Here is a 14,210-nt window from a genome sequence, read left to right as displayed (position 1 = left end):
ACAATGAAAGCAATGACAAAAATCGCACTGGTATCAGCAAGTATTTTAACTGCAGGGGCTTTGACGGCTTGTCAATCCAATCCTGGTCCTAAAGAAGGTCCAGATGGCCGTCCAATGATGCATGGTGGGCATCATAAAATGTCACCAGAACAACGTGAAGAAATGAAACAGAAGCGTGCTCAACATAAAGCGTTACGCCAACAAATGCAAAAAGCCTGTGATGGCAAAGCAATTGGTCAAACGGTTCAGGTGACAGCAGGTCAGCAAAACATTAATGGTACATGTAATATCGTATTCAAGCCTGATCACAAGGCGATGAAAGAAATGAAACAGGATTACCGTCGTGATGGAGAACAACGTGGCCGTATGATGCATCATGAAGGACCACGTATGAAAGACATGACCGAAGAGCAACGTGCTCAAATTAAGCAAGAATTTGCACAAAAACGAGCGGAACGTAAAGCGCAGTGGGATGCGATTCAAAAATCATGTGCAGGCCAAACTGATGGCAAGGCAATTCAAGTAAAAATGAATGACAAAATCATCGATGGTAAATGCGTTGTTAAATTCCAGCCAGAATTTAAAGCAGGCGAAAACATGCCCATGATGCCATCAAAAGTTTAATCTATCTCGGCTAAATATAAAAAACGACCCAAAAGGGTCGTTTTTTATTTGTCACGATAGTTTACTTGGAATTATCCGAAATCAAAGCCACTTGTTGGGCATAATTTAATAACTTAAGTTTAGAAGCCGCTAATTCTTCAGCAGTGGCTTGGCGGGTGATATCCCGATGAATACGCAATACATGCTGACGTAAAGAATGACTTTCTGCAGCATTGTAAGATTTACAGAATTCTTTAATTGCAGGATCACGCTGTTCAATCATTCGATCAACCCAACGATCCAATTGCGCCAACTTTTTAATCCCTTGTTTAGGGGTTAAATAAGACAAAATGATGGCTTCATCTTCATTACGCAAAAGCTTACCAATCCGTTGAAATTGACGGCGACGTGCTTCAAAAGATGTGATCAATTGCACATCAAGCAAAGCCTCAATCAACCGATCTTCAACAGGTAAAGATTCAATTTGTTTCTTCGACAACTCTGCGAGTTGTTCACCTAAAGCAGCCATACGTTGTACAGCTTTTTTCTGTTCGGTTTTACTTGCACGCCCTTCTAAAGACTCAAAATCATCTTCAGTAAAACGTTGCGGACGACGTGCCACGATTATTCTGCCTCGTAAAATTTATCTGCGAACAGTGCTTGAACTTCAGACAAAGCTTTTTCTTCATCTGCACCATCAATCACTAGACGCAAGGTGGTTCCTTTACCAGCTCCGAGCATAAGTAAAGAAAGGATATTCTTGGCATCGACTAACTTGTCACCCTTACCAATTTGAATAGAGCATTTAAATTTAGTCGTGACTTCGATTAGTTTTCCAGATGCACGCGCATGTAATCCTAATTTATTAATTACGTCAACAGTTGTGTCAATCATGACCAGTGCTTCATTTCTCTATGTAATACCTGAATAGTCCATTTCGACTCAAGAGCCTTTTTCAACCTATCCACAATATAAACCGAACGATGTTGCCCCCCCGTACAGCCAATTGACACTGTAATATAGTGACGATGACCTTCCGAAAAAGCAGGCAACCACTTATTTAAAAACTGATAGATGTCTTGATACATCTCATTTGCTTGCTCGCTGGCTTCTAAAAATTTACGTACTGGTTCATCTAAACCCGAATATTTACGTAACTCTAAATCCCAATGTGGATTCGGCAAATGCCTTACATCAAAAACAAAATCTGCATCTAATGGAATACCATGTTTATAACCAAAAGATTGCAAAATTAAAATGAGTTTATCGGACTGTCCCAGTTTGGACAATAAGGTATCTTTTAAATCGTGTACACTTTTATCCGTTGTATCGATATGTACTGTTGCTCGCAGTTGAATTGGGAGCAATAAATTTTTTTCTTCTTGAATACATTCATTCAAACTTTGGAAGCGGTTTGATAAAGGATGTGGACGTCGCGATGCACTAAAACGCGAAATCAACTCCTGATCACGAGTCGTTAAATAAATAACGTCTACACTACCATGTTTCTGTAACTGTTGAAAAACCTGATCAAAACCTTGTAAATCTTCTTTGGCACTTCGAACATCGACACCGAGTGCCAATAACTCTAAATTGTTTTCTCTATCAAGCTTTTCAACGATTTCAGGAAGCAATGCCAAAGGCAAATTATCGATACAGTAATAACCCAAATCTTCAAGCACCTGCAAAGCAGATGATTTACCTGAACCAGACTGTCCTGTTACGATAAGTATGCGCTTCATGGCATGGCGATCCTAAAAGCAAAGTTTATGTAAAATGTTTTACTTGTAAATTGTCAATCAGACGAGTCTTGCCTAATTTCGCTGCAACAAACAATACAACATCTTGGTCGAATTGTTCAACTTTTTGCAACGCTGGGCTACGTGCTTCGACATAATCCACAATCAATCCTGCATCATTTAAACTTTCACGAATTTGCGCCAAGACATCTGCAAGTGCTTTACCTGCATGTAAATCTTGTTCAGCAGTCGTTAAGCTCTTAAAAATAACAGGAGCTGTTTGACGATCTTGTTCAGATAAGTAACCATTACGAGAACTTAAGGCCAAACCATCTTCAGCACGTGCAATTGGTACACCAATCACTTCAATTGGCATATTCAAATCACGAACAACCTGCTTAATCACAGCCAATTGTTGATAATCTTTCTGTCCAAAAAATGCAAAGTTCGGCTGTACAATATTAAACAATTTGGTAACAACGACAGCGACACCATCAAAATGACCGGGACGTTGTAAACCGCACAAATCATTGGTAATTTCGCCCACACTAATATTGGTTAAGCGTGGGAATTTACCATACATTTGTTCCACAGAAGGTGCAAAAACAATGTCGCAACCCACTTCAGCAAGTAAATTACTGTCTTGCTCAAGTGTACGAGGATAATTATCAAAATCTTCATTCGGTCCAAATTGGATTGGATTGACGAAAATACTGACCACCACCACATCACATAATTTACGAGCTTCACGAACCAGATTTAAGTGGCCTTGATGTAGATTTCCCATCGTCGGTACAAAACCAATGATTTTACGTGCCGATCGAGCAGGCTGAAGTGATGCTGTTAATCCTTGAATGGTCGTTTCTGTTTTCATGTTTACAGCTCTACTTGGAAAGTATGTTCTTTGGCAGGGAATGATTGCTCTTGTACAGCAACATGATATGCCTTGAATGCATCCACGATTGCAGTTTCCCCTGCTTGTTCTTTCATAAAATTACGTACAAAACGTGCCACTTTACCAAACGTCAAACCAAGCATATCTTGCACCACAAGTACTTGACCATCGGTATCTGCACCAGCACCAATGCCAATCACAGGAACGTGTGGGAATAATTCAGCAATTTCTTTACCCATCTGTGCCGGAACACATTCGAGCAATAACACAGCGGCACCTGCCTCGACTACAGCTTTACAGTCAGCAATCAGTTGATCTGCTGATTCACGTGTTTTCGCTTGTAATTTATAACCACCAAAAACATGCACCGATTGTGGTGTTAAACCCAAATGTACACAAACAGGAATACCATTTCGTGTCAAAACTTCTACAGTTTCAGCCAGCCACTCACCGCCCTCAATTTTCACCATTTGAGCGCCCGCTTGCATCACGGTTTTTGAATTGAGCAACGCATCATTGAGCGTGGCATAACTCATAAAGGGTAAATCACACAGGACAAACGCATGTTGATTTGCACGACGTACAGCAGCAGTATGATAGGCCATATCTGCAACAGTCACAGGCAAGGTAGAATCATGCCCTTGGATTGTCATCCCTAAAGAGTCACCAATCAAAATGGTGTCAATCTCAGCAACTTCCATACCTTTTGCCATACTTGCATCATAGCAAGTTAAGCATGAAAATTTACGTCCCTGAGTTTTGAATTGTCTTAAATCACTTAGGCTAATCATGACGATATTCCTCTATCAATGAGAGTTCCTCTGCCCATTCAATCCTTTAATCAGCCCATGACTGATCTGCTAAAACACTTATGGTTGAATGTTGCACGAAATCTAACTTTTGCAATGATTGTCCATTGACTTGAAGCTCAGGATCGAGATCCAACAATGGAATCACCACAAAATCACGCTCTAAAATACCAATATGAGGTACTGTGAGCCGCTCATTTATAATGTTTTTTTCAGCATAAAGCAAAAGATCTAAATCTAAAGTACGCTCACCCCAACGGCGTAACCGTACTCGACCCGATTCATTTTCAATACCTTGCAACTCATCCAGCAAGGCCAAAGGCGCTAAATCAGTGTGTAATTCTGCAACTGCATTGTGATAATTTGGCTGATCTTGAGGCCCCATCGGTGGGCTTTGATACAGCTTTGAAACAGTAACAACACCTAAGTTTCTGAGTTTTTCTACAGCTTCCCGTAGAATTTGCTCAGAATCACCTAAATTACTGCCTAAACCAATATAGGTTTTAATCATGATTGGGTCGGTCCAAAAATCACACTGCTTAAATCACGTTGTACGCGTCTACGCTTGGTGATTGGATGATCCGCTGTAATCTCGCCTTTGTTTACTGCCGTTCGAGCATCACTTCTACTTCTAAAATCTTGAGATGATGTTGAGTTTGGTTTAGCCCGTGAACGACGGCTACGAGATTCTTGTTCTTTCACCAATGGTTCAATTTGCGTGGAAGCTGTTGCTTTTACATCTTCAACAGGGGCAACTTCAGCAAGTTTCTTACGACTTTTGGCACGCTGACGATTATAACTGCCAATTGCACGTTCTTTCTCATCAGTCGACATGTCTTGGTAAGCTTCCCACCATGCACCCATGCCATTGGTAGAAGCATCACCTGACTTCTCTCTCAACAGCAAGAAATCAAATCCTGCACGGAAACGTGCATGACCCGAAAGCGCTTCAATCTGTTGTGGTTTCGGGTTGAGCAAACGACTTTGCATTTCCCAGACTTCACGAATAAAGGTTTCGGCAAAACGAGGAATAATGGTTCGTGTCGCTTGACGTTTTAACACATCTAAGCCTGCTTGAGCTCGTGCTTCTGCAGCAACTACACCTTTAGCATGGTAGAAATCACAACGCGCTAAGAAATTATTCCAAAGCAATACCGCATAGAAAAATGCAGGATTAATGGTTTTACCCATTTGAATCCGTTGATCGGTATTTTTCGCTGCGCGCTCTATAAATTGGGTAATCTCAGGGCTAATATCAGCAAATAATTGCTTCCAAATACCAAATTCAATCAACATCGGCATCACACGATGCAAATGCCCCATGGTGAATAATTTTTGCGACTCATCATATAAACGATGCGGAGAAACATCACGCAGCAATTGTGTCATTTCTTGGGTAAAAACGTCTAATATTTTAGGATCTATACTAAAATTTAACTTCGCAGCAAAACGTAATGTACGCAACATCCGTACTGGATCTTCTTCAAAACGAAGTGCTGGATCACCCAATAGTCTTAAAGTTTTGGTTTTTATATCATCAATAGCATTACAAAAATCGAGCACTTCCCCTTTTCGAGGTTGGTAATACATGGCATTAATCGAAAAATCACGTCGAGCAAAATCTTGCTCTATTGTTCCCCAATTGTTGTCACGTAAAATCATCCCTTGTGCAGAGGTAATGGCTTTTTTCGGTGGGGCACGGAATGTCGCCACCTCAATCAATTCACGACCTGAATACACATGTGCCAATTCAAAACGTCGCCCAATAATTCGGCAACGACGACCAAATACCTCTTTCACCTGTGAAGGTGTTGCATTGGTCACAGCATCGTAATCTTTCGGATTTAAGCCAAGCATTAAATCACGTACACCACCACCGACTATATAAGCTTCATAGCCAGCTTTAGTTAAAGAATCAATAACATCTAAAATGGAGGAAGGTAATTGAGCGGTGGATAACCCACACTTTGACGCACGCAAAGTTTGCAAAAGACACTGTCTCCTACGTCAGGACGTAAAAATCATAATTGTGCTAATGATATCGCTTACACAGCTAAAGGGCAATTTGATTCTCGCAAACTTCACTTGAATTTATGGACTATTGATAATTCGTCGATCTACAGGCTCTTAAACCCATTATAAACTCAGTCGTGCCCTATTCTGCTCGAAAAGTTTCTCGCCAATCCCCTTCACTTTTTTTAAGTCATCAATACTTTTAAATCCGCCATTCTGATTGCGATAAGCAATAATCGCCTGTGCTTTCTTTGCTCCCACACCCGTGAGCTGTTGTAATTGCTCGACACTTGCAGAGTTTAAACTGACTTTTGAAGCTGAGCTGTTTAAAGATTGAGTAGGTGATGATGGGCCTTTGTGATTGCTATTCGATGGTGATGTTTTGCTATTCGGTCGCGAAAGATAGTATTGATCATCGACTTTTTTTAATTGTGCATCATGGGCCTGTTGTTGTGCTTTCCAGTTGAGATAAGCTTGATCAAACTGTTGTGCATACAAGCTCAAGGAGCAGCTCAAAAGCACCAATAAAAAAGATAATTTAATTAGTTTTACTACACGATTAAAATAAAAATACTGATTACTCATTGCTAACCTTTGATTTTAATTGTTGCTTTGCCTGATCCCAAAGGAGATCCATTTCTTCTAAAGACGCATCTTCTAATCTTTTATTTTTAAAATTGATTTGATCTTCAATATAAGCAAAGCGAGATTTAAATTTATAAATGGTTCCTAACAGCGCCATCTCACTTGAAATGCCTAGTTTACGCCCTACATTGATTAAAGAAAATAAACAATCACCAAATTCATCTATAATTTCATCAGGTTTTTCCGATTGCAGCGCCTCTTCAAACTCTGCCAATTCTTCTTTGACTTTATCGTAGGCCTGCGCCACATCAGGAAAATCAAAGCCTACTTTTGCGACATTTTTTTGAATGTTTTCTGCCTGAGATAAAGCGGGACCATGTTTTACTGCATCTAATCGAGATTGAGTTTTGCCCTGTTTTTCTTGTTGTTTAATTTCCTGCCACAACACCGACACTTGTTCAGGGGTTAAATTATCAAATTGTTGTTTTTGGAAAACATGTGGATGGCGTCGGATCAATTTTTGACAAAGTACATCGACAACATCGTTAAAATCAAAAGCCCCCTGCTCACTGTACATCTGTGATTGAAAAACCACTTGTAGCAATAAATCACCTAATTCATTTTTAATTTCATCTATATCACCAGAACGTACTGCTTCTTCCACTTCATACGCTTCTTCAATCGCATAGCGTGTTAAACTTTCAGGTGTCTGTTCACGATCCCAAGGGCATTCTGCACGTAATTGTTTCATGATGGCGAATAGCTGTTGCATTTTATGTCCTTTAAGATCAATAACAAATGACTGCACAACACTTGTTGTTATGCATATTTTATGTTCAACTCTTTGCAATCAAAATAAACTAAAAAGGATGCTGCAATGAGTCAAAGCATATTCATTAGTGGTGCTGCGCAAGGGATTGGGGCTGCGATTGCATGTCTATTCTACCAACAAGGTTATCAAGTTGGTATTTATGATATCAATGAAGCGCAGGCTCAAATTTTAGCAGATCAATTGGGTGACAATGCCAAAGCGGGCAAATTAGATGTGAGCGATTATGCGCAATGGCAAACCGCGCTTAAAGAATTTTCTCAATGGGCAAATGGTCTCAACATTTTAGTCAATAATGCTGGGATTCTGTATTCTGGAGATTTTGAAAAAACTGAGATTAGTGCCCATCACCGCACAATCAATATCAATGTCAATGGCGTTTTAAATGGCTGTCATGCCGCACTTCCCTATCTGAAACAAGCAAAATTTGCGCGTATCATCAATCTTTCCTCAGCATCAGCCATTTATGGACAAGCAGATTTAGTCTCTTATTCTGCCAGTAAATTTGCCGTACGCGGTATTACAGAAGGATTAGATATCGAATGGCAAAAATATGGTATTCGCGTACTGGATGTGATGCCGCTTTTTGTCCAAACAACGATGGTGACAGACATGGATGCAGGCGCGATTCAAAATATTGGAGTCAGTCTCACGCCCCAAGATGTTGCCGAACAAGTGTTTGCACAGGTTAAAGCCAAAGGCTCACTTTTCACGGCTACACATCGCCCAGTCGGGTTAAAAACCAAAGTAATGTTTACACTTTCTGCTATTAGCCCTCAATTTATCAATCGCTTGAGCAATTTAATACTCACGAGAAAATCTAAAACCTAAGCTTTAATACTGTAAAAACCAACCCAATAGAGACCAATTTTCTTTTTATAAATCAATTATATAAAGCAAACCATTATATTAGATAATAAAAAACTCGCATTTCGCGAGTTTTTTATTGTTCAAATCATAAAATCTGATCAAGCCAACATAGCTTAATTACCTTGAACCAAACGTCGAGCACTAATAATGCCAGGCTGTTGTTCCAATCTTGCTAAGAGGCGAGACAATTGCGCCAAACCTTTAACTTCAATCAACAATTTCATATTGGCAATACCATCTGCTTCAGAAATCGTATTCACCTGACGGATATTGATCTGATCTGAAAAAATCACTTGGGTCAAATCTTTTAACAAACCACGGCGATCATACGCTTCCACCACAATTTGCACACTTTGCCCACGTGTCGGTTGCATTTCCCAATCCGCTTCAACCGCACGATCAGGTTCTAACTTGATCATGCGCATATAATCTGGGCATGCAACCTTGTGAATACTGACACCACGATTCAATGTGATATATCCAGCAATCGATTCACCATGAACAGGCTGACAACATTGTGCAATATGTAATTCAACATTGTCCAAACCATCAATTAAAATTCCATGCGCCGACAAGGTATGACTTGCGCGTGGATTTAATGTTGGTTTTAAAACCAGCTCTGGTTCATCCTGATCTAAGTGCATGTGGCGATTGACTTGGTTGATCAAGGCATGCAGGCTAATTTCCCCACTCACCAATGACACCAAGATGTCATCCCCAGTTTTCACATTGAAATGATTACAATAATCACTTAAATCAATACTTTTCGGGTGAATCGCTAAACGTGAAAGTTCTTTATTGAGTAGCTCACGCCCAACTTCCAGATTTTTACTGCGATCCTGTTGTCTAAACCAGTGGCGTAACTTGTCACGTGCACGTGCTGTTTTAATATAACCCAAAGAGTTAACCAACCAATCACGATTGGGTTCACGATCTTTCTTGGTTAAAATCTCAACCTGTTCGCCTGTTTTTAAGGTATAGGTTAAAGGCACATAGCGTTGGTTGACCCGTGATGCATAGCACTTATTGCCGACCTCGGTATGCACGTGATAAGCAAAATCAAGCACCGTCGATCCGCGTGGTAATTCTTTAATATCCCCATCACGACTAAACACATAGATTTTTTCAAAACCTTCAAAATCTTGAATTTGTTCAAAATCTTCTGTTTCATCTTCATTGGGATGCGCACTGGTTTCGGTACGTTCTTGATAATGTTCAAGCACTGCACGTAAAGAATGCAAACGATGATTAAATGAATAGTCAGTGGTTTTCGAGCCTTCTTTATAATTAAAGTGTGAACACACGCCCAACTCTGCTTCTTCATGCATTTCTTTGGTTCGGATCTGGATTTCCAAAGATTTATTTTCTGCAATCACCGCAGTATGTAAAGAGCGATAACCATTGGCTTTGGGGTTAGTAATATAATCATCAAACTGATGAGGAATATGACGCCAAATTTGATGCACAATGCCTAAAGCGTGATAACACTCTGCGACAGATTTAACCAAGACGCGTAACGCGCGAATATCATAAAGCTGATCAAAACTCAGATTTTTACTCTTCATTTTGCGGTAGATCGAATAAATATGTTTTACCCGACCTGAAATCTCGGCCTCGATATCATGCCCAGCCAGCTCATTCTTGAGTTTATCCACCACAAACTGAATATATTGCTCACGCTCTAGACGCTTTTCATTGAGTAAAGAAGCAATCTCTTTATAACGTTCTGGTGCCAAATAACGGAAAGCAAGATCTTCGAGCTCCCACTTTAATTGCGCAATGCCTAAACGATGCGCCAAAGGTGAATAGATGGTGAGAATTTCTCGTGCAACACGCTCTTGACGTTCTTTTGAAGAATGCGCCAATTCACGTAAAGCAAAGGTCCGTTCAGCCAGTTTAATCAAGACCACTCGAACATCTTCTGTCACAGAAATCAACATCTTATAGATGCCTGTCAGATGTTCACGCTGATTATTATTAAAGTGATCTTCTAAACGTTTATTCTTTTCAATCAGTTCAGAAAGTTTACCCATCGCCAAAGTGCCTTTGACAAGGTTGTAAACTTGCTCACCGCATTGTTGCTGTATTTCCTCTAAAGTCGTGAGATCTTCACGCACACTACGATAAAGCACAGCTGCTGCCAGCGTATCTTCATCGACGTGTAAATGCGCAAGGATATCGGCCATTCCAATGCCTGTTGCAAAGGTATTGGTTCTGGAATTTACTGTGGTCGCCAATTCTTTTTGTAATACTAATTGCGCGACTTCTTCTAACTGCTTAAGTTCAGCACCGTCTAAAATTCCACGCACTCGATCTAGCCAAGTTGCTAGAGCCTGTTGCGCTTCATCGGCATGTTCTACAGTCGCTTCCTCTGATAGCTCATTGAGCTGATCAGGAAGTTGCTCACGTACTGTGACCATACCCTACTCCTCTAACTCTATATTTCATTATAAATCGTTTATCTCTAATTTCTTTTCAAACAAAGCAATCGATTCTACATGCCCTGTGTGCGTAAACATGTCCATCACACCTGCTTTAGTGAGTTGATAACCATGTTGTACCAAAATTCCAGCATCTCTCGCCAATGTTGCGGGATTACACGACACATAAACGATTCTTTGCGCACCAAATTTGGGCAAATAATGCATAACTTGTTCTGCACCCGCACGAGGAGGGTCAATCAATAATGCATCAAATCCTTGATTTGCCCAAGAATAATGCGAAAAGTCTTTTGTTAAATCTTGTGAATAGAATTTAACATTGCTTATGCGATTGTTCAGTGCATTTTCTGTACCACGCTTCACCATCGCTTCGCTACCTTCAACAGCAATGACTTTTCCTGTAGCACCCACACGTTTAGCGAGCGGCAGAGAAAAATTCCCCAATCCACAAAATAAATCCAAAACAGTTTCACCTGCTTTCAACTCAAGCAAATCACATGCCAGATTAACCATCTGCGGATTTACAGTGGGATTCACTTGGGTAAAATCTGTTGGATTAAACGCAAACTCAATATCAAAATCTTTTAAACGGTAATGCAAATGCATGTCTGCCTGAGCATCATCTAGACGTTGTACACTTTCCACACCCGCAGGTTGCAAATACAACTGCCACTGTTTCTGTAACGCATATTGTTGCAATAGGTTGACATCATGGGCTTTTAATTTTTCAGTATGGCGAACCAATAATGAAATTTCGCTATCGCCTTTGGCTAATTCTATATGACCAATGCTGCTTTTGCCTTTTAGACTTTCGAGTAATGCCTTGATTTCCGGTAAGGCCTGATCTAATTCAATATCTAAAATTTTACAGGTTTCAATTGCAGTTAAGTGGTTGCTCTGTGCTTCACGAAAACCCATCAGTAATTTATTTTGTTTAGCTAAATAACGCACCCCTATTCGGGCTTTATGTCGATAGTCGGTACGTGTTGAACGCAATGGCGCTAACCACTGTTCAGGCACTAAACCCGCAAAGTGGCTGAGATGTGACTTTAAAACATCTTGTTTTAAGCGAATTTGCTCATCTGGATGAATATGTTGCATATTACATCCACCGCAAGTACCAAAATGTGGGCAGATCGGTTGAATACGATGTGGATTTGGCTCACTGAGTAATTCAATACTGTCCGCTTCTTCAAGTTTGGATACTTGACGCGTCACTTGAGCTTTTACGATTTCACCAGGCAGTGCATAGCGAATAAAAACTTTTTTACCCTGCTTTTCACTTGGATGATTGAGTTCTGTACCATAATGCGCAATCCCTCGCCCTTCGTGTGACAATCTTTCAACTTTAAAAATATATTGTGGAAGCTGAGATGGTCGAGGTTTGGCTCTATGTTTCAAAGGGATACCTAATCGGGTGTGGAGGAAAAATCTGCTTGAGTAAATTCAGTTCGTTGTGAGGTTTCACGCCAAACATTTAAAAACTCATGTTGTTGAGTTTGTCCTTGCAAATAATGAATAGAGGCTTGAATCCATAAACGGTGATCTTGCAAAGAAATCTGACCTTTAAGCAAAGCCCATCTTAAGAAAATCAACCATGTATTTAAAACATCACCTTCGCAATAGCTGGTGAGTTTCAACCATTGCTGTGTATTCACATATTCGGGAACAAAATAACCTGAAATACCACGTTTACCGGGATAACCCAATAAATGTGCAACATCATCCAATTTCTGGAAATGACGTCCATTAAACATCGCCATGACATCCATTAAGTCGACATGACGGTTGTGGTATCTGTTCTGATAGTTATTATACCTTTTTTGTGTGTCAATCTCACCTTGATCGAACAAACTTGGCGCAGATAGTCCATGATACATGGCGCGGAATAAAATCACAGGCAAATCAAACTGTGAGCCATTCCAGCTCACGAGTGTTGGATGTCTTTTATCAAAGATAGATAAAAATTTTTGTAAAATTTCAGTTTCAGTATAGTGCTCTCGACTAAATGAAAACAGTTTCATCACACCATTTTCATCAATCCACAATCCCGAAATACAAACAATTTCATGTAAAGCCAAGCGCTGAAAATCCATCCCCGATTCTTGACGGCGTAGTTTTGCCAACGCCTGTTCTAAATCGTCCTGTGGTAAATCCAAGCCATATAAATGCGCCCCAGACTTAAGATCGGTCAGGGTTTCGATATCAAAAACTAAAACTGGAAGACGCATAAAAGCTTTACTCAATACTCAAGTTTGCCATCATGAAGCAATTTATGACTTCGAAGCAACTATTCTTCATCCTCAACAGAGAACAAACCTGTAGAAAGATAACGATCACCTCTGTCACAGACAATACAGACAATCACTGCGTCTGGATTTTCTTCAGCAATTTTAACCGATGCCCATACAGCACCACCTGAAGAAGTCCCAGCACTAATGCCTTCTTGACGTGCTAAACGGCGTGCGGTTTTTTCTGCTTCAATTTGCGGAATATCCATGATCTGATCGACACGGCTTGGATCAAAAATAGTCGGTAAGTATTCTTGTGGCCAACGACGAATACCCGCAATATTTGAACCTTCTGAAGGTTGTAATCCGATAATTTGAATATCTGGATTTTGTTCTTTTAAATATTTAGAGATCCCCATGATCGTGCCCGTTGTGCCCATAGAGCTCACGAAATGGGTGATTTTCCCTGCGGTTTGTTGCCAAATTTCAGGGCCTGTAGTCAGGTAGTGTGCTTCCACATTGTCTGGGTTGCCAAACTGATTTAAGACTAAACCTTGGCCTTCACTTTGCATTTGCAAAGCCATATCACGCGCAACCTCCATATTGGTTGCTTCGATCAATTCAGCCCCATAGGCACGCATCGCATCTTTACGCTCTTGGCTAGAGTTCCCTGGCATGATCAATTTCATTTTATAACCACGCATTGCGGCGACCATTGCCAACGCAATCCCAGTATTTCCACTCGTCGCCTCGATCAACGTATCACCCGGCTTAATTTGACCACGCTGTTCAGCTTTCATGATCATGTTATATGCAGGACGATCTTTAACAGAACCAGCAGGATTATTGCCTTCTAGCTTTGCCAATACTGTTGCTTGAGTATGACTTGCCAAACGTTGTAAACGCACCAGAGGAGTTTTTCCTACATAGTGATCTAACAAAAATTCGTCGGCTAAGAAATCAGGTTGTGTGTGACTCATCGGTTGCACCTATATCGAGGTGGGCATATTGTATGAAAAAAAGAAACATACTGCACATCTTTCCGCTTCATTTTGCTTGGAATGATCAAACTAAATTCATATATATCAACACACCCAAGTAGGAGCATGATTTTCTTTATTGAATAAAATTAAATACATATAAAAAAATAAACTTTACTTAGAATTAGAAATGATAAAGTTATCTATAAAACAGC

General features: G+C 40.3%; 15 protein-coding genes. 2 read left to right on the top strand and 13 right to left on the bottom strand.

The window, feature by feature from the left end; genetic code table 11:
• The first annotated feature begins 3 nt into the window (after nt 1-3).
• Complete coding sequence (locus ASC84_RS05345; RefSeq protein WP_004725937.1) at nt 4-624, top strand: hypothetical protein; 621 nt, start codon at nt 4-6, stop codon at nt 622-624.
• A gap of 61 nt (nt 625-685) precedes the next feature.
• Here ASC84_RS05345 and yjgA read toward each other — a convergent pair whose 3' ends face one another.
• The 9 genes from yjgA to mazG all read right to left on the bottom strand — a co-directional run bounded on the left by yjgA (nt 686) and on the right by mazG (nt 7,416).
• Entirely contained in the window at nt 686-1,225 is a 540-nt protein-coding gene (gene yjgA, locus ASC84_RS05340) for a ribosome biogenesis factor YjgA (protein WP_004725935.1), read from the bottom strand.
• 2 nt (nt 1,226-1,227) lie between these two features.
• Complete coding sequence (locus ASC84_RS05335; protein WP_004725933.1) at nt 1,228-1,497, bottom strand: HPr family phosphocarrier protein; 270 nt, start codon at nt 1,495-1,497, stop codon at nt 1,228-1,230.
• Complete coding sequence (gene rapZ / locus ASC84_RS05330; protein WP_004725931.1) at nt 1,494-2,345, bottom strand: RNase adapter RapZ; 852 nt, start codon at nt 2,343-2,345, stop codon at nt 1,494-1,496. Before rapZ ends, ASC84_RS05335 begins: the two co-directional genes overlap by 4 nt.
• 25 nt (nt 2,346-2,370) lie before the next feature.
• Nucleotides 2,371-3,216, bottom strand: a complete 846-nt coding sequence (panC, locus tag ASC84_RS05325; RefSeq protein WP_004725929.1) for a pantoate--beta-alanine ligase — start codon at nt 3,214-3,216, stop codon at nt 2,371-2,373.
• Between the two features lie 2 nt (nt 3,217-3,218).
• Nucleotides 3,219-4,028 (bottom strand): 3-methyl-2-oxobutanoate hydroxymethyltransferase, encoded by an 810-nt coding sequence (panB, locus tag ASC84_RS05320; RefSeq protein WP_004725927.1) that lies wholly within the window; start codon nt 4,026-4,028, stop codon nt 3,219-3,221.
• Between the two features lie 46 nt (nt 4,029-4,074).
• Nucleotides 4,075-4,560 (bottom strand): 2-amino-4-hydroxy-6-hydroxymethyldihydropteridine diphosphokinase, encoded by a 486-nt coding sequence (gene folK / locus ASC84_RS05315; protein WP_056512338.1) that lies wholly within the window; start codon nt 4,558-4,560, stop codon nt 4,075-4,077.
• The gene (gene pcnB, locus ASC84_RS05310; protein WP_056512336.1) at nt 4,554-6,035 is read right to left on the bottom strand and encodes a polynucleotide adenylyltransferase PcnB; all 1,482 of its coding nucleotides are present in this window, start codon (nt 6,033-6,035) and stop codon (nt 4,554-4,556) included. Before pcnB ends, folK begins: the two co-directional genes overlap by 7 nt.
• A gap of 147 nt (nt 6,036-6,182) precedes the next feature.
• The gene (locus tag ASC84_RS05305; protein ID WP_056512333.1) at nt 6,183-6,644 is read right to left on the bottom strand and encodes a ComEA family DNA-binding protein; all 462 of its coding nucleotides are present in this window, start codon (nt 6,642-6,644) and stop codon (nt 6,183-6,185) included.
• Nucleotides 6,637-7,416 carry a nucleoside triphosphate pyrophosphohydrolase gene (mazG, locus tag ASC84_RS05300; RefSeq protein WP_056512331.1) on the bottom strand — a complete coding sequence of 260 codons (780 nt, stop codon included), beginning with the start codon at nt 7,414-7,416 and terminating at the stop codon, nt 6,637-6,639. The genes ASC84_RS05305 and mazG overlap by 8 nt, the downstream gene beginning before the upstream one ends.
• A 105-nt stretch (nt 7,417-7,521) precedes the next feature.
• Here mazG and ASC84_RS05295 point away from each other — a divergent pair, with 105 nt between their 5' ends.
• Nucleotides 7,522-8,304, top strand: a complete 783-nt coding sequence (locus ASC84_RS05295; protein ID WP_056512328.1) for an SDR family oxidoreductase — start codon at nt 7,522-7,524, stop codon at nt 8,302-8,304.
• 152 nt (nt 8,305-8,456) lie between these two features.
• Here ASC84_RS05295 and ASC84_RS05290 read toward each other — a convergent pair whose 3' ends face one another.
• Genes ASC84_RS05290 through cysM form a run of 4 tightly spaced genes read right to left on the bottom strand, consistent with a single transcriptional unit; the run spans nt 8,457 to nt 13,995 of the window.
• Complete coding sequence (locus tag ASC84_RS05290) at nt 8,457-10,763, bottom strand: bifunctional (p)ppGpp synthetase/guanosine-3',5'-bis(diphosphate) 3'-pyrophosphohydrolase (protein ID WP_004725915.1); 2,307 nt, start codon at nt 10,761-10,763, stop codon at nt 8,457-8,459.
• Nucleotides 10,764-10,790: 27 nt separating this feature from the next.
• The gene (rlmD, locus tag ASC84_RS05285) at nt 10,791-12,185 is read right to left on the bottom strand and encodes a 23S rRNA (uracil(1939)-C(5))-methyltransferase RlmD (RefSeq protein WP_056512326.1); all 1,395 of its coding nucleotides are present in this window, start codon (nt 12,183-12,185) and stop codon (nt 10,791-10,793) included.
• Between the two features lie 8 nt (nt 12,186-12,193).
• Nucleotides 12,194-13,015: a 3'-5' exonuclease gene (locus ASC84_RS05280; protein ID WP_004725911.1), complete on the bottom strand. Its 822-nt coding sequence runs from the start codon at nt 13,013-13,015 to the stop codon at nt 12,194-12,196.
• A gap of 59 nt (nt 13,016-13,074) precedes the next feature.
• Nucleotides 13,075-13,995 carry a cysteine synthase CysM gene (cysM, locus tag ASC84_RS05275; protein WP_004725909.1) on the bottom strand — a complete coding sequence of 307 codons (921 nt, stop codon included), beginning with the start codon at nt 13,993-13,995 and terminating at the stop codon, nt 13,075-13,077.
• Between the last annotated feature and the right edge of the window lie 215 nt (nt 13,996-14,210).

This window comes from Acinetobacter sp. Root1280, assembly GCF_001425285.1.
In the GTDB taxonomy this organism is placed as follows: Bacteria; Pseudomonadota; Gammaproteobacteria; order Pseudomonadales; family Moraxellaceae; genus Acinetobacter; species Acinetobacter guillouiae.
This window is presented reverse-complemented; position numbering and strand designations above follow the sequence as displayed.